General features: G+C 70.0%; 20 protein-coding genes and 3 pseudogenes. 5 read left to right on the top strand and 18 right to left on the bottom strand.

All coding sequences use genetic code 11. The annotated features are described in order from the left end of the window. Positions 1 to 385 precede the first annotated feature (385 nt). Positions 386 to 3,472, bottom strand: coding sequence for an NACHT domain-containing protein (locus ACZ5XS_RS15285; protein ID WP_468651379.1), 3,087 nt, complete (start codon positions 3,470 to 3,472; stop codon positions 386 to 388). Between the two features lie 690 nt (positions 3,473 to 4,162). Between ACZ5XS_RS15285 and ACZ5XS_RS15290 the strand changes: the two genes are divergently transcribed. Beyond that, positions 4,163 to 5,344, top strand: a complete 1,182-nt coding sequence (locus tag ACZ5XS_RS15290; RefSeq protein WP_468651380.1) for an FAD-dependent monooxygenase — start codon at positions 4,163 to 4,165, stop codon at positions 5,342 to 5,344. A gap of 681 nt (positions 5,345 to 6,025) precedes the next feature. Here ACZ5XS_RS15290 and ACZ5XS_RS15295 read toward each other — a convergent pair. After that, complete coding sequence (locus tag ACZ5XS_RS15295) at positions 6,026 to 6,499, bottom strand: hypothetical protein (RefSeq protein WP_468651381.1); 474 nt, start codon at positions 6,497 to 6,499, stop codon at positions 6,026 to 6,028. A 212-nt stretch (positions 6,500 to 6,711) separates the two neighbouring features. Between ACZ5XS_RS15295 and ACZ5XS_RS15300 the strand changes: the two are divergent. Continuing rightward, positions 6,712 to 7,061 (top strand): annotated as a pseudogene (locus ACZ5XS_RS15300) (DUF6584 family protein). Between the two features lie 105 nt (positions 7,062 to 7,166). On the opposite strand, the pseudogene ACZ5XS_RS15305 reads toward ACZ5XS_RS15300, so the two are convergent. Next, positions 7,167 to 7,379 (bottom strand): annotated as a pseudogene (locus ACZ5XS_RS15305) (NF041680 family putative transposase); the annotation flags it as partial. A gap of 264 nt (positions 7,380 to 7,643) precedes the next feature. Continuing rightward, positions 7,644 to 8,018, bottom strand: a pseudogene (locus ACZ5XS_RS15310) (MBL fold metallo-hydrolase); the annotation flags it as partial. A gap of 131 nt (positions 8,019 to 8,149) precedes the next feature. On the opposite strand from ACZ5XS_RS15310, the gene ACZ5XS_RS15315 reads away from it, so the two are divergent. Then, positions 8,150 to 8,674: a TetR/AcrR family transcriptional regulator gene (locus tag ACZ5XS_RS15315; RefSeq protein WP_468651383.1), complete on the top strand. Its 525-nt coding sequence runs from the start codon at positions 8,150 to 8,152 to the stop codon at positions 8,672 to 8,674. Positions 8,675 to 8,837: 163 nt separating this feature from the next. Here the strand turns inward: ACZ5XS_RS15315 and ACZ5XS_RS15320 are convergent, their stop codons facing one another. The 14 genes from ACZ5XS_RS15320 to ACZ5XS_RS15385 form a co-directional block, all read right to left on the bottom strand. Next, positions 8,838 to 9,062 carry a hypothetical protein gene (locus ACZ5XS_RS15320; RefSeq protein ID WP_468651385.1) on the bottom strand — a complete coding sequence of 75 codons (225 nt, stop codon included), beginning with the start codon at positions 9,060 to 9,062 and terminating at the stop codon, positions 8,838 to 8,840. Positions 9,063 to 9,070: 8 nt separating this feature from the next. Beyond that, on the bottom strand, positions 9,071 to 9,214 hold the full coding sequence (locus tag ACZ5XS_RS15325; RefSeq protein WP_468651387.1) for a hypothetical protein: 144 nt from the start codon (positions 9,212 to 9,214) through the stop codon (positions 9,071 to 9,073). A 168-nt stretch (positions 9,215 to 9,382) separates the two neighbouring features. Next, on the bottom strand, positions 9,383 to 10,423 hold the full coding sequence (locus tag ACZ5XS_RS15330) for a dihydrodipicolinate synthase family protein (protein WP_468651389.1): 1,041 nt from the start codon (positions 10,421 to 10,423) through the stop codon (positions 9,383 to 9,385). Then, positions 10,423 to 11,916, bottom strand: coding sequence for an NAD-dependent succinate-semialdehyde dehydrogenase (locus tag ACZ5XS_RS15335; protein WP_468651391.1), 1,494 nt, complete (start codon positions 11,914 to 11,916; stop codon positions 10,423 to 10,425). Before ACZ5XS_RS15335 ends, ACZ5XS_RS15330 begins: the two co-directional genes overlap by 1 nt. 20 nt (positions 11,917 to 11,936) lie before the next feature. Beyond that, positions 11,937 to 12,917: an ornithine cyclodeaminase family protein gene (locus ACZ5XS_RS15340; RefSeq protein ID WP_468651393.1), complete on the bottom strand. Its 981-nt coding sequence runs from the start codon at positions 12,915 to 12,917 to the stop codon at positions 11,937 to 11,939. Positions 12,918 to 12,960: 43 nt separating this feature from the next. Further along, positions 12,961 to 13,611, bottom strand: a complete 651-nt coding sequence (locus ACZ5XS_RS15345) for a CoA transferase subunit B (RefSeq protein ID WP_468651395.1) — start codon at positions 13,609 to 13,611, stop codon at positions 12,961 to 12,963. Beyond that, on the bottom strand, positions 13,611 to 14,393 hold the full coding sequence (locus tag ACZ5XS_RS15350) for a CoA transferase subunit A (protein WP_468651397.1): 783 nt from the start codon (positions 14,391 to 14,393) through the stop codon (positions 13,611 to 13,613). The genes ACZ5XS_RS15345 and ACZ5XS_RS15350 overlap by 1 nt, the downstream gene beginning before the upstream one ends. A 49-nt stretch (positions 14,394 to 14,442) precedes the next feature. After that, the gene (locus ACZ5XS_RS15355; protein WP_468651399.1) at positions 14,443 to 15,195 is read right to left on the bottom strand and encodes an SDR family NAD(P)-dependent oxidoreductase; all 753 of its coding nucleotides are present in this window, start codon (positions 15,193 to 15,195) and stop codon (positions 14,443 to 14,445) included. Beyond that, complete coding sequence (locus ACZ5XS_RS15360) at positions 15,192 to 16,151, bottom strand: fumarylacetoacetate hydrolase family protein (protein WP_468651401.1); 960 nt, start codon at positions 16,149 to 16,151, stop codon at positions 15,192 to 15,194. Before ACZ5XS_RS15360 ends, ACZ5XS_RS15355 begins: the two co-directional genes overlap by 4 nt. A gap of 112 nt (positions 16,152 to 16,263) precedes the next feature. Next, positions 16,264 to 17,202: a VOC family protein gene (locus ACZ5XS_RS15365; RefSeq protein ID WP_468651403.1), complete on the bottom strand. Its 939-nt coding sequence runs from the start codon at positions 17,200 to 17,202 to the stop codon at positions 16,264 to 16,266. Then, positions 17,199 to 18,290 (bottom strand): amidohydrolase family protein, encoded by a 1,092-nt coding sequence (locus ACZ5XS_RS15370; protein ID WP_468651405.1) that lies wholly within the window; start codon positions 18,288 to 18,290, stop codon positions 17,199 to 17,201. The genes ACZ5XS_RS15365 and ACZ5XS_RS15370 overlap by 4 nt, the downstream gene beginning before the upstream one ends. Continuing rightward, entirely contained in the window at positions 18,287 to 19,417 is a 1,131-nt protein-coding gene (locus tag ACZ5XS_RS15375) for an FAD-dependent oxidoreductase (RefSeq protein ID WP_468651406.1), read from the bottom strand. The genes ACZ5XS_RS15370 and ACZ5XS_RS15375 overlap by 4 nt, the downstream gene beginning before the upstream one ends. A 65-nt stretch (positions 19,418 to 19,482) precedes the next feature. Next, the gene (locus tag ACZ5XS_RS15380) at positions 19,483 to 20,439 is read right to left on the bottom strand and encodes a cyclase family protein (RefSeq protein ID WP_468651408.1); all 957 of its coding nucleotides are present in this window, start codon (positions 20,437 to 20,439) and stop codon (positions 19,483 to 19,485) included. Beyond that, on the bottom strand, positions 20,436 to 21,437 hold the full coding sequence (locus ACZ5XS_RS15385; protein WP_468651410.1) for a fumarylacetoacetate hydrolase family protein: 1,002 nt from the start codon (positions 21,435 to 21,437) through the stop codon (positions 20,436 to 20,438). Before ACZ5XS_RS15385 ends, ACZ5XS_RS15380 begins: the two co-directional genes overlap by 4 nt. 129 nt (positions 21,438 to 21,566) lie before the next feature. Here ACZ5XS_RS15385 and ACZ5XS_RS15390 point away from each other — a divergent pair, with 129 nt between their 5' ends. After that, positions 21,567 to 22,511 carry a LysR family transcriptional regulator gene (locus ACZ5XS_RS15390; protein ID WP_468651681.1) on the top strand — a complete coding sequence of 315 codons (945 nt, stop codon included), beginning with the start codon at positions 21,567 to 21,569 and terminating at the stop codon, positions 22,509 to 22,511. Positions 22,512 to 22,672: 161 nt separating this feature from the next. Next, a complete protein-coding gene (locus ACZ5XS_RS15395) occupies positions 22,673 to 23,917 on the top strand; it encodes an MFS transporter (protein WP_468651411.1) in 1,245 nt (414 codons plus the stop codon). The last annotated feature ends 341 nt before the right edge of the window (positions 23,918 to 24,258 follow it).

Below are 24,258 nucleotides of genomic sequence, written 5' to 3' on the forward strand. Positions count from 1 at the left end.
CGATGCCGCTGGCCGGCGGCAGCGAAAGACCCGGGCCGTACAAAGCGCCCTGGGTCGGCCCTACAGCGTCAGGGTGCTGCCCAGTCGAGTCCGAGGGTGGCGAGCGCTTGTGTCCAGGATGGGTTTTTCTGATCAGGCCGGGGTGAATAGTCCTGGGGTGGTCGGTTTGTTGCTGGTCGTTGTGCTGAGTGAGCGGGGCGACACGCGGGTCTGGCGGCGGGAGGGCACGTGTCGGGTACGTGCGCTGACCTCGCGGTTTATCAGGTCGCGGGTGAGTTGATCAGTTCCTTTCACCTGCAGCGAATGTTGGTCAGTTGCGTTGCTCGCCGGTATGTGGTTGTCGGCGATGAGGGCAGAGCGGCCTGGGAGTGGCGCGGGTGGATGGTCACTCTGGGGGGTTGAGCCGTTCGGGTGGAAGGTGTTCGCGGCCGGTGGCGTCGGTGCTGTCGCTGATGTGGACGGTGAGGTTGTCCAGGTGTGCGAGCGGTGCCAGGTCGATGGGCCCTCGGCAGTTGGTCAGTGTCAGGCGGGCCAGGTGCGGCAGCTCTTTGAGAGGGGAGAGGCCTGAATGCACCGTGCAGTCATGCAGAGTCAGGTTGGTCAGTTGTTGGTGACGCTGCACGGTGGTGAGGTCGAGACTTGGCTGCTTCTCGATGCCGAGGCTTTGCAGCTGGAGTGGATGGCGTAGGCGGCTTAGCTGTGCGCCCTGGGCGTCGCCCACGATGGCGAGCCAATTGAGGTAGGGCCAGCGCTCCAGCCCGTCGAGCGTGATGTTCTGGCTGTTCTCGGTGAACACCAGGCTGGCGAGGCCGGGGCCGGCGGGGATGTCTCCGGCACGGGTGACGTCGGCGGGAAAGCCCAGCGTCAGATGGTCCAGAGCAGGCATGTCAGTGAGCGGGGTGAGGGACATGCCCTGTGCTAGGTCGTGGAGGAAGAGTCTCTTCAGGCTCAGGCGGCGTAGGGGCTCGAGATCCTGCACATTCGGGCAGCCGAAGATGGCGAAGGTTATGAGACTGGGAAGTTGCGCCAAGGGCGACAGGTCGCGCAGCGAACGATCTCCGGTAAGACACAGGTATTCCAGTCCGGCGTGCTCCAGTATCTCGGGTGGGAATCCCTGGAACCCTCTTAAGAAGATGTGCTTGAGCTGCGGCAGACGTGGCAGCTCGGCGAGTTGAGCGGCCGTGCTCACCTGGACGTAGGCCTCTGGTGTGATGGCGGACAGCACTTGGTCCGCGTATTCCCCGGCATCGAAGGATGCCCAAGCCGTCCCAAGCTCCCCGCTCACCCCCGGCCGGGTGTCCGTACGGAACTGCGCGATCACCCCGAGGGCGCTGTCTCCTGTGATCAGGGCCGCTGTCTTCACCACGGCGCTTGCGGTGTGGCTGTCCAGCCCCTCGGGACCCGGAAGCAGTTCCAGGACCAGTTCTCCAACCTTGGCAAGCTGCTCGGCTTCCGCCGCCGATCGGGGAGGGACCAGCTCGGCGGCGCGGTCCTGCACATCTTGCCGTACCGCGGGGTCGAGCTCGGGCGCATGCTCGAGGCTTGCCGCGGCGAGGAGTACCAGCCGTTGCCGATAGCGTGGCGTTTTGTCCGCCCGGTGCAGTAACTGCCTCAGCAGCCGCGCGCGTTCCTCTACCCGCGCGTGCCCGACCGCCATGCGTACGACGTCGTCCCACTGGTCGTCGTGCGCGTTGCGGACCAGGACGCCGAAATCGCGGGCCTCGACCGCCGCCTTCGCGCCCAAGTAGTCCTGGAAGATGCGGTGTACGAAGTCGACGTAGCCAGGGACCGGTTCGCGCAGCAGGCCGCTGCGGATCAGCAGGTGGGAGAAAGCCTGGTCCGCGTCGCCCTGCGCCCGTACCTGCGGCATGGCAGCCAGCCACTCGTCCAGCAACGCCACGGCCTCGTCGCGGGTCGCCTCCGCCTGGCCATTGCGGATCATCCAGTACGCCAGTCGCTGCAGCAACACTGTCTGCTCGTCCCGGGAGAGGGACACGCCTTCCACCGACGTGATCTCGCGCTCCGTGTCCCGACGGACCAGCAGCATGTCCAGCGCGGCGTCGTACAGCTCCTTGCGGGCCCGGGGAAGGTGCATGCGGCGGTCGCGGTTGAGCGCGCACAGCAGGGCGCATGTCAGCGGATTGGTGGCCAGCCGGCCAAGGTCGCGGCGCGTGGTCACCGCCTGGCTCAGGCTCGCCTCGTATCGCTCCAGCGACTCCTGTTCGGCGTCTGTGACGTGCTCCCTGCGGGCCGCGTCGTGCCAGTGCCGGATGAACGCCCGGATGTCGTCCCGTTCCATCGGCAGCAGCGTGTGCACGGTGAGGCCCTGCGTCGCCAGCCCGTCGTCCGGTACTGCGGACGGGCGCGTGGTCACCACGTATCGTGCCCGCGGAAACGCGGTGATCAGCGACTTCAGCCACTGTTCCGTGCGGTTGCGCAGCCTGGACGGCACCTCGTCGACACCGTCCACGAGAATCAGCGCCCGGCCGCTGCCGAGGAGTTCCTCGACCCAGCTTTGAGGAGCGCGCAGCGGCACGCCGGAGGCTGTCAGGAAGTCCTCCGGCATGGGCAAGCCCTCGGGGGTGTTGAAGGACCTCAGCCGCAACACGAAGGGCACGCAGCGGTTGAGATCCGCCAGCTCCGGCCCGAAGCTCTGCCGCGCCGCGTTCAGCGCCAGCCACTGCACCAGCGTTGACTTCCCTGACCCGGCCGGTCCCCGCAGCATCAGCCGGTCACAGCCAGCGAGCGCCTGTTCCACCTTCACTGAGGTCCGCGTGGTTCCCGGGATACCGAGCCGTTCGTGGTGCGGCTCATGGGCGCGCTCGGCGTCCACCGCAAGGCTGATGTACGCGGCATCCAGCGGCCATTCAGCACGGCGCCGGCTGCCCAGGGTGACCCCGAACAGTTCCAGGCGCGAGTGCGCCTCGGCGACGAAGTCCGCATACCGCTGCTCGAAACCGAGCGCGGCCTTCGCAGCCGAGCCCGTAACGGTCCGCTCCCGTAACAGCGCCCCGGTCCGCCGCGTGTGCTCCACTGCGGCCCGCGCCGCGAAAGTGGGATGGGCCGTGAACTGTTCCACCAGATGCGCGCAGCACAGCCCAAGCAGCTCCCCGTACAGCTCGCGGGCTCGTTCCGCCAAATCCGTTACGGGGCGCCGCAGTTCGTCCGCCAGGCGTCCCGGATCAAGGTCCGCGGCGAACAACCGTTCCATGTCGAGGGGGCCTGCGGCGGCGAACGTGTCCTGGACCGCCGCCACCGCCGCCAGCCGCTCATCCTCCGGCACCGAGGCATACGCGGCCGCGATGCGCTGCCCGAGGACCCGCGCCAGCTTCTCCGGTCCCGCCGGCTTCGGTACCGGCCGTACTGGATCCGCCACCAGACCCGCCCCCGGCTTCGGCATCAGCACCGACTTCGCGACCGTCAGGGCCACCGTCGACGCCAACCGGACGACCACCGCTTCGAGCCCCTGCATTACGCGACCTCCCCGTTGCCCGCAGAGGGCATCGTAGGCAGATGACCGGCCGTCAATGGGCGAGACAGCCCAGAGAACAGCGACGCCCTGCCGACCGGATGGCCTCTCGGCCACCCGACCTTGGCGGTGTGTGTCCCGTGCCCCAGCACCGAGGCAGGGGACATCGAGTCGTCAGACGACGTGATCAGCGGCGTTGGATCAGCCTGTTGGATCGCATGACCTGAAGGCAAGCCGCGGCCCTCGACGTGCCAACCCCAACCTGCATGAGCTCGTTAGGAATTGGCCCTGCCGCCGGTTTTGGCGCCCTGCCACCCGGCAATGACCCGGTGCCAAGGAGGCCGCGAGGGCCCTGGCTGACGATGTTGCGACTCGCGCCGACCAGCAGCCAGCGATGTCCGCAGGCGACCGGGACGAGGAACGTCTGACGCTGGCTCTCCGCAGCCGCCTGTCCGACGCCGTCAAGAGTCGGTCACTGCTGCTGGCCTGGTTTGTAACCGTTCTCGGAACAGACCCCCCGCCCGAGGCACGAACCAGTGGCTGTTGACGGCCACCGAGCTCCTTCATCGTGGCGATCGCGGTGTCCGCGATGATGGTGCGGCGGTCAGGGCTGAACATGCCCTGACTCCGCAGTTGCAGAGTCAGGGCTCCGCAACTGCGGAGGGTGCTCGAACCGAACGGAAGTGGTGTTCCATGCCGAAACGTCACGCGGTGGTGGCCGGGGCCGGAATCGGCGGTCTTACGGCCGCCATCGCACTGCACCGCCACGGCTGGCACGTCACCGTCTGCGAACGCGCACCCGAACCCCCCACCACCGGCGCCGGCATCGGCCTCGCCCCCAACGCCCTGCGCGCACTCGACACCATCGGCGTCAACGCCGCCCGCGCCGCCGGCAGCGCCGTACCTACGACGATGGGCCTCCGCCGCTCGGACGGCCAGTGGCTCGCCCGGACCGACACCGCGGACATGGCGGCCCGCTACGGCATACCCCCGATCGCCGTCCCGCGCCCGGTCCTCAGCACCGCCCTGGCCGCCGCCCTGCCGCCGGAGGCCCTCCGCTACGGCACCGCCGTGACCGGCGTAGACGACGCCATGGGCCACCCGAGTGTCCGTACGACAGTCGGCCCGGACCTTCCCGCCGACCTGGTCGTCGCCGCCGACGGCATCCACAGCCCGCTGCGCCACGCGTACTTCCCAGCCCACCCCGGCCTGCACTACCTCGGCGAGACCGCCTGGCGGACCATCGTCGACGCCCCGGACCTCCGGATACCGGCCATGAGCGAGACCTGGGGACGGGGCGAACGGTTCGGCGTGACACCGCTCTCCGACGGCCGGTTGTACCTCTACGCCACCGCAGTCGTCCCGGCCGGCACCCGGTCAGCCGACCCCCGCGCCGAACTCCGCCACCGCTTCGGCTCGTGGCACGACCCGATTCCGTCCCTGCTGGACCGCGTCGGCCGCCTCGACCCCGCCGAGGTCCTTCAGAACGACCTCTATGACCTGGCCGCCCCGCTGCCCCACCTGCACCACGGCCGGATCGCCTGGCTCGGCGACGCCGCCCACGCCATGGCCCCCAACCTCGGCCAGGGCGGCTGCCAGGCCATCGAGGACGCGGTGGTCCTCGCGCACCTGGTGCCCGCCGGAGACAGCGCAGACAGCACCGACTCCGTCCCGGCCGCCCTCGCCGCGTACACTGCTGCCCGCCGCGACCGCACCGACGCCGTCCGCGTCCGCGCCCGCCGGATCGGCCGCCTGGGCGCCCTCAGTAACCCGCTCGCGGTGACGGCCCGCGACCTCACGGTCCGCGCCACCCCCGACCGCCTGGCCCTGCGCGGCATGGACGACCTCTTCAACGGCTTCCGCCTCCCTGGGTAGCAGGCACCCGCGAGCTTCTGCCAAAAGCGGCGCCGCCGAGCCCACCGACGCCTCCGGCAAGCACGGCGATCACTGCTGCAAGCCCTGACGTTCCGTTGGCGCAGACAGGCCCGGTGGCCGCGGGAGGAGTACGTCTTGTCCTCGGCGACCGCGACGCGCCGCTTGCGACCCTAGGTCTCCTTCCCGCCGGCGGTCGGGACGGTGTGGCGGGGCGGGCGGTCTGGGAGTCGATCACCGTCGCGTCCTGCAACGGCTGGCACCTGCATGTACTGGCCATATGCGGGCCGCAGCAGGGGCTCCTACTATCCGGTCATCGCGCAGCTCTTGGGAACGTCGCGGAGTGTTACTGGAGGAGGGTCATTTTCGGTCGCCGTCGGGAGAAAGCCGGTCGTCCCCTTGTCTACGGCCGGCGCTACCCGCTCCTTCACACCGGGGGACGGGACGCTGACGCGATGCGCGACGGCACGCGGATCGCGTCATTCGTCAAACACGGCTTCCGCCCCCAGGACGGCCACGTCAGCGGCGACGACCACTGTGCCTTGGACGAGACCGACGAACGGGTCCTGACTATCTTCGAGAAGCTCCTGAGGCCCGGACGCCCCGGTGCTGTCTCACCCGCAGCCGATCTTCACGAAGTGCTCGCTGGGCGGTTGGCAGATGGCTGCCACGTGCCGGCCACCCTTACTCCAAGTGGTCGCGCACGACATCGAGGAACGCCCTTCGGCTGGGACGTATGTACGCCCAGACCTTCTCATCCTGCGGCTCTTCCGGGTCGCCGGGGCCCTTTCTGATCACGCCTTGGACGTCGGACGCCAGACGACGCGCCGCCGCGTTCACCTCGGACGCGCACAGCATGTGGATCGTCTTCTGCGCCACCCACATCCGGTCAATGGACTCCTTTGCCCGTGCTTGCCACTGCTCGTCGGCCAGATTGTGGTGGTACCGGTCTACGGCGACCCGTTCGGCTTCTTGCACTGCGGCCAGGAAGTCGACGAGGTGGGTGACGCGTTCGGCGCGACGCGTCTCGGCGCGTTCACGCGCGCTCCGTCGCACTTCGGCCCGCTCCGACGCGCGTCCCAAGGAGTACTGGGCCAACGTCGAAACGAGGCCGCCGAGTACAACGCCGAGGAGCGGCACCAACGTTGTCGATGTCACAAGTCACTGTTGCACTCACGTGGCTGCTGTCGCAGTTCTTCCCCATATTTCATGCACTGCCCTTTCGCATGGTGTATTCAGGCTTCGATGTCGCACTGTCCCCATTCCACAACGGCGCCCAGCGGCGCCGCGGGCAAGTACGTCTGGCGTCCTTCCATGAACGAGGACCGCTACGGCCGGTCATTCAGGTCGCTTTGAGGCCTCGGACTCGGATGGCGCTCGAAGAGGACCGGAACACCGACGAGACCGTCGCCTGCGAGACGCGGTACGGGTCTTGCGGGTGGCGGATGAAGGCCTTCGCCTGGCAGGGCCCCGAGGTGAAGGCCGCCACCACCTTCGCGCAGGGGCGGCTGGTCGCGGTGCGGACTGCCTGCGCCGAGGACTTGGGGCCCCCGTCGACTGGGACGACCCCGCCTCCTACCGGGACGACCTGGAAGGGGAGTACGGGGCGCCCTCCGAGCCGTGGACGGTCGGCGGTGTGCTGGCGGGCGTCGGCTGCCTGGCGGCGGCCTTTGCGTTTCTCGCGATCTGGGTGAATGGACTCGTTGCCCTCTTCGACTGACTCAGGTCACCGGGGCCTGTGAGGAGCGCCGCCGGCTTGCTACTGATGTGAGGTCACCAGTTGCCGTGCTGTGGTGGGTTACCGGTTCGCTGCTGTTTCAACCGGACGGGCGGTGGTGAGCCGGCGGGACTCGGCGGGCCGTTCCCAGGGGTGGCGCAGATCCTCGGCCAGGGGGCGGGCGAGGCGGAGTGGGGCGTGGGCGACGATGATCAGCCAGGCCCACAGATCGGCGGTGTGCGGGTCGCGGATCTTGGGGACGGTCCAGCCCATGGTCTGTTTGAACAGGCGAAAAGTGTGTTCCGGATCGAATCTGCGGAGGCCGCGGGGCTGCGCAGTTGGCGTTCCCCCGTGACCGTTCCCCGTCAGCCGAGTCGGCTCAGCCTCGCTTGGCGACGGCGGTGCGGGCGGAGTGCCACAGGGCGCGGGGGTTGTCGCGGTCGCCGTGGAGCTTGAGCATGGCGTTGACGACATCCTCGACGCTGCCTTGCTCGTTGACAGTGCGGCTGAAGTCGCGCAGGTACTGCTGGCTTGCGCCGATGCTCTCGGGCAGGTCGGTGCACCGACGCTCTTGTGCCCCGCGACGACGATCTTCGGGTTCAGGGCGGCGACGGCATCCAGGCTGGCGATCCACGCCTCGCGGCTCTTCTCGTCGGTCTCCCCGGTCATCATGTGCACGGCGTTGTAGACGACGTCGCCCCCGACCACCGCGGCGGCCGACGGCACGTGCAGGACAGTGGAGAACTCGGTGTCGCCCTGGCCCACGGAGACCGCCCGCAGCACCTGGCCTTCCAGCTCGAACTGGTCGCCGTTCAAAGGCTCCGGCAGTACCGCGGTCTGCGGCAGTTCGCCAGGGAAAATGGTTTTCCAGTAGGCGGACAGCCCCGGGTTGGTGGCCTCGAACCGGGCGCGTTCGACCACCTCGGGGGTGGCGATGCCGCGGGCCTCGGGGAAGTGCATCCTGGATGCGGGCAAGGCCGATCCAGTGGTCCTGGTGGCCGTGGGTGATGTAGACGCCGGTGACGCGCTTTCCGAAGCCGCGCACCCACTCGGCGAGCGCGTCGACCTGGTCGGCCTGCATGTCAGAGGGCGTGCGTGAAGCAATGATCAAGGCGGCATGGTTGCTGATCGCCGAGCGAGGACTTGAGGGCATGTCGACCCGCGAGGTGCTCGCGCGTACCGGGGCACCGCGCGGCTCCGTCTACCATCACTTCCCCCGCGGCCGCGCCGAGCTGATCGAACTCGCCGTCGACCACTCCCTGCAGTGGATGCAGGACCAGATCGACGCGATCCACGCGCGGACCCCGCAGGACGTGGTCTCCGGCTACATCGACATCTGGCGCAGAGTGGTCGAAGGCACGGACTTCCGCGCCGGCTGCACGATGGCCGGGGTCACGACCGGCGGACACGACCCCGCGATCCTCGACCGGGCCGAGGCCGCCTTCAATGCCACGGGCGAGGCGCTGGCCGCCCGGCTCGAACAGGTCGGAGTAGCGCCCGCCGAGGCCGCACAACGCGCCGCCCTGCTGGTGATCGCCGCTGAAGGAGCCGTCATCCTGGCCCGCGCACGACGAAGCAGCGAACCACTCGCCCTCGTCGCCGCACAGCTCGGCTGAGCCTGACCTCAGAACTTCGCGGTCTTTGTACCGCCGTCGGCCACCGCCCTGCGGCCGCGAGGCAGCGGGGCGGTACCACTCGCCCGGCTTCCAGGCCGCCTTCACAGCCCGACGGGTGGCGGAGGCTCTCGCCCTGACATTCCGCAGATTCTGGTAGCCGTACTTACCGATATCGGCCAGGAAACCGGGTTTCGGGCCCCTCGCTACCGGTGGCCATGTAGAGGACGGCGGTGCGGTCGAGGTCCATGCCGTGCGCGTCCGGGGCGGTGAGCATCTTGGCGAGGCAGGCCGAGGAGTCAGCGCCGGCGCCCCAGTTGATGACGGTGTCCAGGTCGTCGTCGGCGGCGATGAGGCCGGGCAGTGACGACGTGTACGTCGTACGGGACATGGCGGCGGTCACTCCTCGAGGGGCCGGTCGGTCAGCCGCTGGGCGGAGACGATGAGCAGGAGGCCGTCGGCGGGCCACGGAGCGCAGGACTCCCAGGGGTCGCCCTGGGACAGCACCACCACCTCGCCGGGCTCCGTGACGAGGCAGCCCACGCCGCAGCCGCACGACGGGTCGAAAGTCTCGGGTGGGCGATGTGCGGGGTGTTGAAGTGGTCGGCTCCTGCCCCCCGACCGCGGCCAGGAGCAGGTCGCCGTCCGTGATGTCGCCGGCGCGGGCCACACGCGCGTGGGGCAGAGCGAGGGCATGGCAGCCGCGGCGGCTCAGACCGGATTGCGGCCGATGAAGAACTCGCGGAACGGGTCCATGCTCGGTTCGAGGCCGGCGTCGACGAGGCCCTTGCGCAGGGCGTTCATCTGGGCGTCGTGGATGCGCTGGGTGGGCATGCGCAGCGGGCCGCCGTTGTAGCCCTGGAGCCAGCCCTGGAACTTCCATGCCTGGCGGTTGATGAAGGCGCCGCCGTGCAGGGCCGGGGCGAGTCCCCCCTTGATCTTGCGGGCCGGGTGGAGCTGCCAGTAGATCTCGGCGGCGTCGTCGTACTTGCCCTCCCGCAGCAGCTGGAAGACGCGCGGGATCATCGGGCCGTAGTACTCGTGGTCGCTGGTGGCGGAGAACTGGAGCGGCATGATCTGCGACAGCGGGATCAGCTCGCCCTCGATGGGCATCGAGATGACGACCTCGTCACCGAAGTGACGGTGGCACTCGATGACGCTCTGGATGCTGGGGAAGCCGCCCTCGGCCTTGATCGCGACGATGTTGGGGCAGTCGTCGAGCAGGCGCCGGATCAGGCGTACGGGGATGTCGGAGGGGTGGATGCGCGGGCTGAAGCCCCACAGGTACATGGGGAAGAGCATGACGCCGAGGTTCGTCGCGTCGCAGACGGCCTTGGTGTAGTCGTAGATCTCCTGCTCGGACTCGGGGTAGAAGTTCGGCGGGTACGACAGCAGCACCAGTTCGGCGCCCGCCTCCTCCGCGCCCTTCACGGCCTCGATGTTCTGCTCCAGGTTGTTCCAGCTGGCGTGGTGGGTGAGCAGCAGCCGCTCACCGGCCTCGTCCTTGATGACACGCAGGAAGTCCAGGTACTCGGGGAGCTGGATGGAGACCTCCGAGACGCCGAGGGTGCCCATGAAGCCGTGCTCGATGGCGAGGCGGGTGTCGTGGCGGATCGCCTTCTCGTTGATCGCCTTCAGGTCGGCCGTGAAGGACGGGATCGTGCAGTTGACGACGCCGACGAGGTTCTCGCGCGCCCAGTCGCGGGCTTCGGCGCGGGTGTAGCGGGCCATGGTGTGCTCCTTGCGGGTCATCAGATGGATTCGGGGGCGGAGGTGGGGGCCTTCGCGCCTTCCCAGGCGAGGTACTTGAGCTCCAGGAACTCGTCGAGTCCGTAGACCGAGCCCTCGCGGCCGATGCCGGACTGTTTGACCCCGCCGAAGGGGGCTGTCTCGTTGGAGATCAGGCCTGTGTTGATGCCGACCATGCCTGCCTCCAGGGCGGCGGCGACGCGCCAGACGCGCTCGGCGTCCTTGGCGAACAGGTAGGCGGCGAGGCCGAATTCGGTGTCGTTGGCCATGCGGACCGCGTCGCTCTCGTCGGTGAACCGCAGCAACGGGGTCACCGGTCCGAAGGTCTCCTCGCGGGTGACGGCCATCTCGGCGGTGACGCCGGTCAGCACGGTCGGCTCGTAGAAGAGGCCGCCCCGTGCGTGGCGCCTGCCGCCGTGCAGGACCACGGCCCCGTGGGCGACGGCGTCGGCGACGTGGGACTCCACCTTCGCCACCGCGTCCTCGTCGATGAGCGGTCCCTGCTGGACGCCCGCGTCGAATCCGTCGCCGACGGCGAGGGAGCCGACCCGTTCGGCGAGTCTCTTCGCGAACGCGTCGTAGATCCCGTCCTGTACGTAGACGCGGTTGGCGCTGATGCACGCCTGGCCGGTGTTGCGGTACTTGGTGGCGATCAAGCCCTCGACCGCCTCGTCGAGGTCGGCGTCGTCGAAGACGAGGACGGGCGCGTTGCCGCCCAGCTCCATCGATGTCTTCTTCACGGTCTGCGCAGCCTGGGCCAGCAGCAGCCTGCCGACCTCGGTGGAGCCCGTAAAGGTGATCTTGCGGACCAGTGGGTTGCCCGTCAGCTCGGGGCCGATCTCCCGCGGGTCACCGGTGACCACGTTGAACACGCCCGCCGGGATGCCCGCCCGGTCGGCGAGTTCGGCGAGCGCCAGGGCGGTCAGCGGGGTCTGCTCGGCGGGCTTGAGGACCATCGTGCAGCCCGCGGCCAGCGCGGGCCCCGCCTTGCGGGTGATCATCGCGGCGGGAAAGTTCCACGGGGTGATCGCCGCGCACACACCGACCGGCTCCTTCAGGACGACGATCCTGCGCGAGGCTTCCGGCGCCTCCATGACGTCACCGCGGATGCGCTTGGCCTCCTCGGCGAACCACTCCAGGAACGACGCCGCGTACGCGACCTCGCCGACGGCCTCCGCGTACGGCTTGCCCTCCTCCAGGACGATCAGCCGGGCGAGGTCCTGCGCATGCTCGGTGACCAGGTCGAACCAGCGCCGCAGGAGCCGGGACCGCTCCTTGGCCGGGCGTGCTCGCCAGGCCGGCAGCGCGCGGTGCGCCGCGTCGATCGCGGCGGTGGTCCGCGCCCGGTCCAGGAGCGGCACTTCGGCCAGCAGGTCGCCGGTGGACGGGTTGTGTACGGCGAGGGTGGCGTCGGTGGTGATCCAGGTGCCGTCGACGTACGCGGCGGTCTTCAGCAGCAACGGGTCGTCGAGTTCGCTGCGCACGGCCTTGCTCACGGTGTTCCTCACGGGGGCGCTCACTTCGAGACCGGGGAGATGGTGACGGGCAGTTCGGTGCCCAGGGACAGTTCGGCGGCCCGCCGGACGCACATCGCGGCGACGGCGAGGTCCTGCGCCGCCGAGCCCACGGACTTGTAGATCACGACCGCGTCCGGGTCGTCGGCCGGTCGGCCGGACGCGCGACCCGAGACGACGTCGGCGAGCGGGATCACCTTTCCGGCGAGGTCGACGCCCGCCTTCCTCGCCGCGATCAGGTCTCCTGTGTCCTCGGCGACCTCGTCCGCCATGTCGGCGACGATCACCTCGGCGCGGGCGATCACCTCGGTCGCCAGTTCGCGCTGCTCGGGGAGGGTGGACCCGATCGACACGATGGTGACGCCGGCCGGAGCCTCCCGCAGGGTCGGCTGCTCGTCCCGGGAGCGGGCCGCGCAGATCACCAGGTCGGCATCGGCGATGGCCGCCTCGGCGCTCTCCGAGGTGGCGAGCGGCAGCCCGAGGTCGGCGAGTTCCCGGGTGAAGCGGGCGCGGCTGTCGGGGTTGGGGCTGAACACCGTGACGGACGACAGGCTGCGGATAGCCGCCAGAGCACGGACGTGGTTCTGCGCCTCGAAGCCGGATCCGATCACCCCTACGCGCAGGGGGCCGGCGGGGGCCAGCAGGTCGGCGGCGAGCGCCGAGGTGGCGGCGGTACGGAACCCGGTGATGGAGTGGCCGTCCAGGAGCGCCGTCAGCTCCATGCTCTCCTGGTCGAACAACGAGATCAGATACGAGGCGCGCCGGTGCCGGGGGGAGGCGGCGATCAGTTTGGCCCCCATGGGGCCGCCGTCGCCGGGTACGCCACTGAGCGTGCGCAGCCACAGGCCGTCTCCGCGCGCCATCGTGCGCGAGGGGAAGCGATTCGCATCGGGCGGCGCGGCGTAGGCGCTGCGCAGTGCGGAGATGGCGTCGGCCCAGTCGAAGGCGGCTTGGACGTCGGCGTCGGTGAGAAAGAGGGTCATCTCGGGGCTCCGTGCGGGATGAACGGGATGAACGGGGGCGGGGTCAGCAGGCGGCCGTGACGGCGTCGATGTGCAGTGGCGCGCCGGTGCGGGCGCGGATGTCCTGGACGGTGACCCCGGGTGCCGTCTCGATGAGCGCGAGGCCGGTCGGCGTGACGTCCAGGACGCCGAGGTCGGTGATGACGCGGTGGACGCACCGCTCGCCGGTCAGCGGCAGGGTGCATTCCCCGACGATCTTGGGGGTGCCGTCCTTGGCCGTGTGTTCCATCAGGACGATGACGCGCCGGGCGCCGTGGACCAGGTCCATGGCGCCGCCCATGCCCTTGACCATCTTTCCGGGAATCATCCAGTTGGCCAGGTCGCCCGCGGCCGACACCTGCATGGCGCCCAGGACGGCGGCGTCGATGTGCCCGCCGCGGATCATCCCGAAGGACAGCGCGGAGTCGAAGAAACTGGCGCCGGGCAGCACCGTGACGGTCTCCTTGCCGGCGTTGATCAGGTCGGGGTCGACCTCGTCCTCGGTGGGGTAGGGCCCGGTGCCGAGGATGCCGTTCTCGGAGTGCAGCACGACGTGAACGCCGGACGGCAGATGCCCGGGGATCAGGGTCGGCAGGCCGATGCCGAGGTTGACGTAGGAGCCGTCGGTGAGTTCGGCGGCGGCGCGGGCGGCCATCTGGTCGCGGGTCCAGGCCATCAGGTACGTACCGTTCCTCGTGTCGGAGACGCGGAAATCGAAAGGCGCTCGACCGGCTTGTCGGCTGCCTCTTCAGCGGTGAGGGCCACGACCCGCTGGACGAAGATGCCGGGCAGGTGCACCTCGTCGGGACGCAGCTCACCCGGCTCCACGAGCTCCTCCACCTCGGCGACGGTGATACGGCCGGCCATCGCGGCGAGCGGGTTGAAGTTGGCGGCGGACCTACGGAAGACGAGGTTGCCGTGCCGGTCGCCGCGCCAGGCTCGTACCAGGGCGAAGTCGGTGGTGATGCCGTGCTCCAGGACGTAGGTACGGCCGTCGAAGGCACGGGTCTCCTTGGGCGGCGAGGCCACGACGACCGAGCCGTCGGCCGCATGGCGCCAGGGCAGTCCGCCCCGGGCGACCTGGGTGCCGACACCGGCCGGGGTGTAGAAGGCGGGGATGCCCGCCCCGCCCGCGCGCAGCCGCTCGGCGAGCGTGCCCTGCGGGACCAGTTCCACCTCCAGCTCGCCGCCCAGGTACTGGCGGGCGAACTCCTTGTTCTCGCCGACGTAGGAGCCGGTCACCCGGGCGATGCGGCCAGCGGCCAGCAGAACGCCGAGACCGCGGCCGTCGACTCCGCAGTTGTTGGAGACGACCTTCAGACCGTCCGCGCCCTGTTCGTACAGGGCACGGACGAGGACTTCGGGTACGCCGCTGAGGCCGAAGCCCCCGACGGCCAGCGAGGCTCCGTCCGTGATGTCGGCGACCGCCTCCGCGGCGTCGGCGCTTACCTTGTTCACTTGCGAAGGTCCTTTCTCGTGGCGGCACAGCCCAGGGTGTGGGTGTCGGTCATGGCGTCTCCGGCCGCAGGGCGTCCGAGACGGACTTGACTCCGCCGTGCGCGGTGAGTCCGCCGTCGACGGCGATCTCCGTGCCGGTGATGAACGACGACTCGTCCGACAGCAGGAAGACGATCAGCGGGGCGACCTCCTCGACGGTGCCGGTGCGGCCGAGCGGGGTCTCGCGGATGTTGGCCTCGCGGAAGGCGGGGGCGGCGGAGGCGGTCATCTCGGTCTCGATGTAGCCGGGGTGGATCGTGTTGACGCGGATTCCGCGCGGTCCGAGTTCCAGTGCGGCCGTCTTGGACAGCCCGCGCAGGCCCCACTTGCTGGCGGTGTACGCCACCGGGTAGTGGGCGGTGAGCGCGGCGGAGGAGCCGACGTTGACGATCGAGGCGCCGGGCGGCATCAGCGGGGCGAGGTGCTGGATGCCGAGCAGCGGGCCGGTGACGTTGACGGCGTGGACGCGGTCGAAGTCCTCGGGGCGTACGTCGCCGAGCCGGGCCCGCCAGGTGACGCCCGCGTTGTTGACCAGGCCGTGGACCTGCCCGTACGCCTCCTTCAACTCGGCGGCGAGATCGGCCCAGTCCTGCTCGCTGGTGACGTCGAGACGGCGGCAGCCGGGTGCCTCGGTCACATCGGTGGCGATCACCGTGGCGCCCTCGCGGGTCAGTGCCTCGGCCTCAGCGGCACCCTGGCCGCGGGCCGCGCCGGTGACCACGACCACCTTGCCCAGCAGCCTCTTGGGGTACAGGCCCGTCATGGCCGCTCCCGGCTGCGGCGCCGGCCGGCCGGAACGGGCACGGGATCGACGCCGGGGACAACGGTGTTGGTGAGCGTGCCGATGCCCTCGACGGTGAGCGAGACGGTGTCGCCGGGCCCCAGCGGCGGCGGCATCCGCTCGCCCCGCCGCCCCCACAGCTCGGCGAGGCAGCCGCCGTTCCCGCAGGTGCCGGAGCCCAGGACGTCACCCGGCACGACCCGGGTGCCACGGGAGGCGTAGGCGACCATCTCCTCGAAGGTCCAGCTCATGTTGGACAGCAGGTCCTTGCCGACCACCTGCCCGTTGACCTCGGCGGTCAGGGCCAGCCGCAGAAAGCCCTCCGCGTCCCGGTACGGCTCCAGTTCGTCGGCGGTGACCAGGTACGGACCGAGGGTGGTGGCGGTGTCCTTGCCCTTGCAGGGGCCGAGGCCGACCTTCATCTCGGCGGACTGGAGGTCGCGCGCGGACCAGTCGTTGAAGATTGTGTAGCCGACGATGTGCTCACGGGCCTGCTCGGGGGTGAGGTCGCGGCCCTCGCGGCCGATGACGGCGGCCACTTCGAGTTCGAAGTCCAGGGCCTGGGACCCCGGGGGTACGGGAATGTCGTCGTGCGGCCCGAATACGGCGTGCGGGTTGGTGAAGTAGAAGGTCGGCGCGGTGTACCAGGCGTCCGGAACCCCGCTCGCCCCGTCGACCGAGCGTCGTACGCCCTCGACATGCTCCTCGAAGGTGACGAAGTCCCTTATGGAGGCCGGTCGCAGCGGCGGCAGCAGGCGCACCTGGGATGCGTGCGGTCCGGCCGAGGCGTCGAGGGCCGTGACCCCCGCTTCGGAGAGGGCGTCGGCTGTGATCAGTTCGGTGAGCGTGCGCTCGCCGGGGACCGGGTGGAGACGGCCGTCCTCGCCGATGACGGCGACCTGGCGCTGGTGTCGGTGCTCGTACGCGGCGAAACGCATGTGCGTGCTCCAGGCTCTTGGATACGGGGTTCTCGGGGGCGGGGAGATCCGGGGGCGCGGCGGGCAGCCAGGGCAGGACAGGACGTGCCGCGCCCCCGGAAATGAAGGGGGATCAGACCGGCGGGGCGACGAACACGCCGCGGTCGACGTCGTTGAACGACTCCTTGGCGACGAGTTCGTTCATCGGGTTGGCCGTGCCCCACTGGTCGGCGACCTCGGGCTGGGAGAAGTCGTAGACGTGCGGGTGCCAGGTGTCCTCGTCGACGACCTCCAGCTCGGTCGTGTACTCCACGGTGTTGCCGTGCGGGTCGAGGAAGTAGGTGAAGGTGTTGTCGCCCGCCGTGTGCCGGCCGGGGCCCCAGACCTTGTGGACTCCGGCCCGCAGCAGGCGTCCGGTACCGCGCAGGTACTCGTCGACGCCGCGCATCTCGAAGGAGACATGGTGCACGGACGTGTGCGGGCCCTGCGCGACGGCCATCGAGTGGTGCTGGTTGGAGATCCGCATGAAGTGCATGACCTCACCCATGTGCGGTGAGCTGAGCGTGTCGGTGAGGCGGAAGCCGAGGTGACGCTCGTACCACTCGCGGGTGCGGTTGAGATCCGGTGAGTTGAGGACGACGTGGCTCAGCCTGACCGGGATCGACTCCTTCTCCTCGATCCTGCGGTGCTGCCGGGCCTCGACGTCGGCGGAGACCTCGATGGTGCGGCCGTCGACGTCGAAGAAGCGGAAGCCGTAGCCGCCGCCGGGAGTGTCGACCTTGCCCGGCTGGGAGATCAACTGCACGCCACCCGCCAGGAGTTGTTCGGCGAGGGTGTCCACGTCGGCCGGGCTCGCGGCGCCGTAGGAGACCAGGTCGAGGCGCTTCTCCTCGGCCTTGCGCAGCCGGACGACGTACTGCTCAGGGCTGCCCTCGGCGGCCAGGAAGGAGATGCCGGAGTCCTCGGCGACCTTGGTCAGGCCCCAGACGCCGGCGTAGAAGTCGAGCTGTTTGTCGTAGTCGGGCACGGCGAGGTCGACGTGGCGGAGGTGGGTCAGCAGGCGTGCACTCATGATGGGTTTCCTCCTGTGGGGGCAGGTGAGCGTGGGGGTCGGGTGAGCTGCAGCAGCGCTGCCGCGTTGCCGCCGCGTACCGCCTGGAAGTCGGCTTCGGGCAGGTGGGCGGAGCGCAGTGCCCCGACGGGGTCTTCGGTGCCCATGTCGAAGGGGAAGTCGGAGCCGAGCAGGACCCGGTCCGCGCCCGCGGCGGCGATGAGCGCGCGCAGGACGTGGGGGTCGTGGACGAGGGAGTCGAAGAAGAGTCGTTTGAGGTAGCTGCTGGGCAGGTGGGCGCAGTCCGCGCCCGCGTCGGTGCGGACTGACCAGGCGTGGTCGGCGCGGCCGATGTGGGTGGGGAGGTAGCCGCCGCCGTGCGCCGCGATCAGTTTCAGTCCCGGATGGCGGTCCAGGACCCCGGAGAAGATGAGGTGGGACAGCGCGACGGCGTTCTCGGTGGGCTGGCCGACGGTGTTGGACAGGTACCACCGGTCCAGCCGCTCGTCGAGGGTGCAGCCGAACGGGTGCAGGAAGAGCACCGCGCCGGTTTCCTCGGCCCGCCGCCAGAAGGGCTCGTAGGCGGGGTCGGACAGCTCGCGGCCCGGAGCGTGGCTGGATATTTCGGCGCCCAACAGGCCTTGTTCCAGGGCGTGTTCGAGTGCCGGGACGGCCAGGCCGGGGTGGTGCAAGGGGACCAGACCCAGCCCTTTGAGCCGGTCCGGTGCGGCCGAGCAGTGCGCTGCCGTGCCTTCGTTCGCCAGCCGGGACACCTTGTCGGCGGTCGCCTCGTCCGTCCAGTGGTGGTAGTGCGACGGGGACGGGCTGACCAGCTGCACATCGACGCCCTGGGCGTCCATCGCGGCCAGCCGCACATCGGCGTCGATGAGCCGGGGGATCCGCTCGCGCACCATGGGCCCGTTGACGGCGAGAGCGGCCGGTCCGTTGCGGCGGGCGTCGAGCGCCCTCGCCTCGGCGAGGCCTGCCGAGCCGTCCACCAGCGCCTCGATCGCGGGCAGCAGGACGTGGGCGTGCACATCGACCGTCGGCCAGGGGTACGGGTCGGTGCTTGTCGTGGGCTGCTGGCCGGGTTGCGGGTGGGTGGTCACGGCAGGTCCCTGAGCATGGTCGACATGCGGTTGACCAGGCCGGGCACATCGGCGTCACGCACCCCGTCGAGCTGCCACTGCCCGATCTGCATGGAGGCGTCCACCACCGGGCGCACCCGCGAGATGCGGCGCTCGTAGTACGTCTGGAACAGCTGGTCGTCCCAGTCGTCGGTGCCGGTGAGCAGCTCGGCGAGGACCAGCGCGTCCTCCAGGGACATCGCGGCGCCCTGAGCCAGAGTGGGCGGACAGCTGTGGGCCGCGTCACCGATCAGCACGACCCGTCCGCGGTGCCAGGAGCCTTCCACCAACAGCCGGTGGTACCACGTGTAGTTGACCTTCGCCGGATCGTCGATGTGCTTGACGATCTCGGTCCAGTGACCGCCGTACCCCAGCACGAGGCTGCGCATCTCGTCGGCGTAGCTCTCGGGGCGTATGGACGCGCGATCGCGGTTGGCCTCGACCGCGTAGGCGTAGATGGTGTTCTGGCTGGTGGGGCAGTAGCCGGCGATGTAGGCGGGGCCGCCGTAGGCGAGGTCGGTGCGCTCCAGGCCCTTGGGACGAGGAGCGGCGATGCGCCAGATGGCCATACCGGTCGGCACGGGACGGTCGGTGATGCCGATCGCGGCCCGTGTGCTCGATCCCATGCCGTCCGCGGCGATCACCAGGTCGTAGCGGCCCTCGGTGCCGTCGGTGAAACGCACCCGCACGCCGTCGGCGTCCTGGTCGAAGCTCTCGGCGCGGGTGCCGAGCCGCACCGAGGCGCCGCTCGCCCGGACGGCGTCGATGAGGATGCACTGCAACTGCGGGCGCTGGATGCCGACGGTGGCGGGCAGGTCGTCGCCGCCGGTGCGGATGTCCTCGACTACGTGCTGGACGGTGCCGTCGGGGCCGGTGATGCCGAGCGATCCGAAGCCGAACCCGGAGGCCCGCACCTGCTCCCACACGCCCAGTTCGCGCAGGACCCGCAGGGCGTTGCCCTGGACGGTGATGCCGGAACCCGCGGTGGCGTTCCAGTCCTCCTTGGCCTCGATGAGGTCGACGGTCAGTCCGGCGCGGCGGAGCAGGATGGTGACGGCGTTGCCGGCCGATCCGCCGCCGACGACCAGGACGGTGCGGGGTGTTCTCATAGGGAAGTCCTTTGTCCTCAGGTTGCTCCGGGCGAGGGTGTTCCTCTGGTTGCTCCGGGCGAGGGCTACTTGACGGCGATCGGGTTGACGGGAGAGCCGACGGCTCCGGTGATCGGGAGGGGTGCGGCGGTGAGCCAGAACTCGTACACGCCGTCGGCCGCGCAGTCCGCGGCGAGCGCGTCGAGGTCCCACATCTCTCCGATCAGCAGGCCCATGTTGGGGATGACGACCTGGTGCAGCGGCTGGAAGGCGTGCTCGAACTCGTTGGGCCGGACCTCGAAGCCCCAGGTGTCGGTGGCGATCGCGGCGATCTCCGTGCGATGCAGCCAGTCGGCCGTGGTGAACGACAGGCCCGGTGCCGCGCCGCCCGCGTAGTCGCCCCAGCCGTCGCGGCGGACCCGGCTGAGCTGTCCGGTACGTACGACGACGATGTCCCCGCGGCCCACCCGCACCCCGTGGGCGGCGGCGGCCTGGGTGAGGTGCTCCTCGGTGACGGCGAATCCGTCGGGCAACTCACCGTTCGACCCGTGGACTTGGCCTACGTCCAGCAGTACACCGCGCCCGGCGACGTGCGGCGCCATGTGCTCGATGCCGGTGACGAGGTCACCGTCGGAGGTGACGACCTTCTCGGCCGCCCGGCCGTTCCACGCCTTGCCGTGGTCGAAGATGTGCCCGAGCCCGTCCCACTGGGTCGAGCACTGCAGGGGCATCGCGATCACGTCGTCGGCGCCGCCGATGCCGTGCGGGAAGCCCTGGTTGCCGAGGGCGGCGTCGGTGCCGGTGTCGAGCATGGTGTGCACCGGGTTGGTGCGGCGCCGCCAGCCCTTCTGCGGGCCGTCCATGTCGAACCGCTGCGACAGCGAGAAACTGGCGCCCCGCCGGACGAGGGCGGCGCCCTCGCGTCGCTTGCTCTCGTCGAGGAAGTTGAGGGTGCCGAGGACGTCGTCCTCGCCCCAGCGGCCCCAGTTGGAGTACCTCTTGGCGGCCTCGGCGATCGCGCCCTCGGGGTCGTTCCGGTTCATGAACCCGTCTCCTCGGACACACATCGGGTGCGCTGCACGCCGAGACCCGTGATGGACCCCTCCATGACGTCGCCGTCGCGCAGCAGCCGCCCCCAGTGGATGCCGTTGCCGGCCGGGCTGCCGGTCAACACGAGGTCGCCGGGCAGTAGTCGGGAAGTCCGGGAGATGTACGACACCAGCCTGGCCACTCCGAAGAGCATGTCCTTGGTGGACTCGTCCTGCATGGTGTCGCCGTTGAGTTTGAGCGTGACCCTCAGGTCGCCGGGGTCGGCGATCGACTCGGCGGGCACGATCCACGGGCCGAGCGGGGTGAAATCGGGGGCGTTCTTGCTGCGCAGCCAGTCGGTGCCGATGGCGGGCATGTCCCGGCGGAAGACGGTGGCACGGTCGGTGAGGTCGTTGGCGATGGTGTAGCCGGCGACGTACTCCAGCGCCTCGTCCGTGGACAACCGGTAGGCGGGTTTGCCGATGACGGCCGCCAACTCCAGTTCCCAGTCCGGCTTTTCGGCCCAGTCGGGAAGGTGTACGTCGTCGTACGGCCCGGTGATCGCGCTGGGCAGGCCGATGAACACGTACGGCAGGTCCTCGGCCGCCCGCCGGTCCATGAGCGCGGCGATCTCCGCCCTCGCCTCCTCGACGGTGCGCGGATCATCGGGCGCACGGTGAGCGACCTCCAGGTCGATCACGTGCTGCCGGTAGTTCGCCCCCGACTGGAAGACCTGCCGGGGCTCCACCGGAGCGTGCACCCGCAGACCCGAGAGGGGCTGCCAGGCTGCCTCGCCGTCGCTCGCGAGGACGTGCAGTCGGGGACCGGCCTCCTCCCAGCGTTCCAGGAGCGCGCGGATCGTCAGTTCGTGCTCGCCGAGGGCCGCACGCAGGTCGAGGGCGAGGCCGTCCGGCGTGACGAGAGCGGGGAACGGTACCCCCTCGGGGGCGGAGAGGGTGCCGAGGGCGAAAGGTCCGGCGAAAGGGACGGACGTGGTGGCTGCGGGTTTCACGAACGTGTCCTCCTGATTGCGATGGGACTAATCTGGCCGCAGCCCTTGGGATAAGGGAAATCGATTATCTGGATGACTGTCATCCGTCGGGCTTATCCCGCCGACGCCATCGCACGCTGGAGTGCCGCCGTGAACCTGGCAAGCCTTGATCTCAATCTGGTCGTCGCCCTGCGCGCCCTGCTGGAGGAGCGCAACGTCACCAGGGCCGGCCGCCGCATCGGTCTGAGCCAGCCCGCGATGAGCGGCGCGCTCGCCCGGCTGCGCCGGCACTTCGACGACGACCTGCTCGCCCGGGTCGGCGGCAACTACGAACTGACGGCCCTCGGCCAAGTCCTGCTGGACCGCACCTCCACCGTCTGCGACCTGCTGGAACGCCTCTTCACCAGCCAGGCCGACTTCGATCCGGCGACGGAGTCCCGCGAATTCAGCCTCGGCGTCAGCGACTACTCGGTGGCCGTCTTCGGGGCCGAGCTCACCCGGATCCTCGACCGCGAGGCGCCCGGCGTCCGCGTGCGCTTCGTCCAGATCCCGCCCCGCATCACCGAGGTGGCCGGTGCCGTGCTGAGCAGCCTGGACGGCGTGATCATGCCGCACGGCATCATCAGCGACTTCCCCGCCACGGAGCTGTACGAGGACGGCTGGGTCTTCCTCGTCGCCGAGGACAACCCCGAGGTGGGCGACCGCCTCTCCCGCGACGACCTGGCGCGCCTGCCATGGGTGACATACCTGCGCGCCTACGACACCCCGGCGGTCCACCAGCTCGGCATGCTCGGCATCGAACCGCGGGTGAGTGTCTCCGTCGACAGCTTCACGGTGCTGCCCTTCCTGGTCGCCGGCACCCACCGGATCGCCCTCGTCCCGGCACTCCTCGCCGAACGCCTGCGCGGCACCGCACCGGTACGGATCATGACGCCGCCGTACGAGACGGTCCCCCTGCGCGAGGCGCTCTGGTGGCACCCCGTCCACACCCACGACGCCGGGCACATCTGGCTGCGGACCACGGCCGCCCGCGTGGGGTCGGCCATGGGGGCAGACCCCATCCGCGGCACGGATGGCGAGGATCCGGCAGTGTGATCACGTGAGGGCTAGTCGCCGGGAACGGCCTGGCTCATAGTCGGGGCAGTCCCCGACGCCCGCTGTCCCGGGCGTGTCCCCTCTGGTGTGCCGGTGCCCCGCTGCGTGGCCAAGCCGCAGCGGTTCTGCGCCGCACCCCTGCCACCACACGTGGAGTTGGCATGTCCAGACCCGTTTCCCCGCCCGCGCCGGCCGACAGCCTCAGCCCGAATACCCAGAACGCGGGGCCGCTGCGCGCCGTGCTCCTGATGGCGGGCAGCTGTCTGCCGGTGCTGGGCGCCGTCCTCCTCGCGCCGGTCCTGCCGAAGATGCAGGAACACTTCGCGACCGTGCCTGGAGTGAAAACCCTCGTCCCGGTCGTCCTGACCATCCCCGCGCTCGCGCTCGCACTGCTCGCCCCCTTCGCGGGCGTCATCGTGGACCGCCTCGGCCGGGTACGGCTGCTGGCCGCGGCGACGCTGCTGTACGCGCTGCTCGGTACCGCCCCGCTGTGGCTGGACTCGCTCGGTGCCATCGTGATCAGCCGGGTGCTGGTCGGCATCGCCGAGGCGGCCATCATGACCTGCTGCACCACGTTGATCGGCGACTACTACAGCGGCCGAACGCGCGAACGCTACCTGGCCCTGCAGACCATGTGCGCCTCCATCTCCGCCACCGCGTTCTTCGTCATCGGCGGCGCCCTCGGCTCGGCGGGCTGGCGCGCACCCTTCTGGATCTACGCCGTGGGCCTGCTGCTGGCCCCCGCCATGGCGATCACCCTGTCCAAGCCCAGGCCGACCGGCGTCGAGGAGGCCGAAGAACCCGAGGGCGAGAAGAGACCGTTCCCCGTTCGCCGGATGGCGGGCATCTGCGCACTCACCGTGTTCGGTGCGATGGTCTTCTACACCGTGCCCGTCGAGATGTCCTACCTGCTCGACGATTTGGGCGTGAAGTCCACCGGCGTCATCGGCCTGGCAACCGCGGTCGCCAGCGCCGCCACCGTAGTCGGTTCCATCGCCTTCACCAGACTGTCCGGCGGCCCGGCCGGCAGGCTGCCCCTGGTCTTCGCTCTGTGCGGGGCCGGTTTCGTGGTGATCGCCCTGGCGAACAGTCCGGTGGTCGTGGTCGTCGGCGCCGTGCTCAACTGCCTCGGCACCGGCGTGCTGTTGCCCTCGCTGCTGACCATCGCGATGTCCAGGCTCAGCTACGCCGACCGGGGCCGCGGCACCGGACTGTGGACGGCCGCCTTCTTCGCGGGCGAGTTCATCAGCCCGCTCGTCCTGATCGGCCTGGAATCGGTCACCGGCAGCATGGCCCACGCCGTCGGTCTCCTCGGTCTCGCCTCGGCCCTGGTCGCCGGCGGGCTGCTGCTCGGCCGTCGCCCAGCAGCCAGGCCAACACCGCCTTCACCGACCCCAACCACCTGACGCGCACCCTCAGACAGGGCCTCCGCCAGATCCAGTACCGCGGCAACGTCTTGGGTGCCCGGGAGGGGGGAGCGGGTGTAGCGGTGCGCGACGGCTGCCCACAGTGCCCATATGGCCCCGACGCCGACCGAGCCGGTGGAGAAGTCGACGGTGTCCGGGTCCTTCAGCCGGCCGGGGTAGCTCTGCAGCCCGCCTTTTGCGCGCGGTGTCGTCAGGTAGGCGGGTCGAGGTCGCCGAACGAGTAGTTGACGGCGTGCAGGACCGGGGAGGCGTGCAGCTTTACCGAGACACGGCGGGAGTGGCGCAGAGTGTGGAACCGCTGCGCGACCATGATGTCGACC

It is taken from the genome of Streptomyces sp. NPDC033131 (assembly GCF_055578365.1).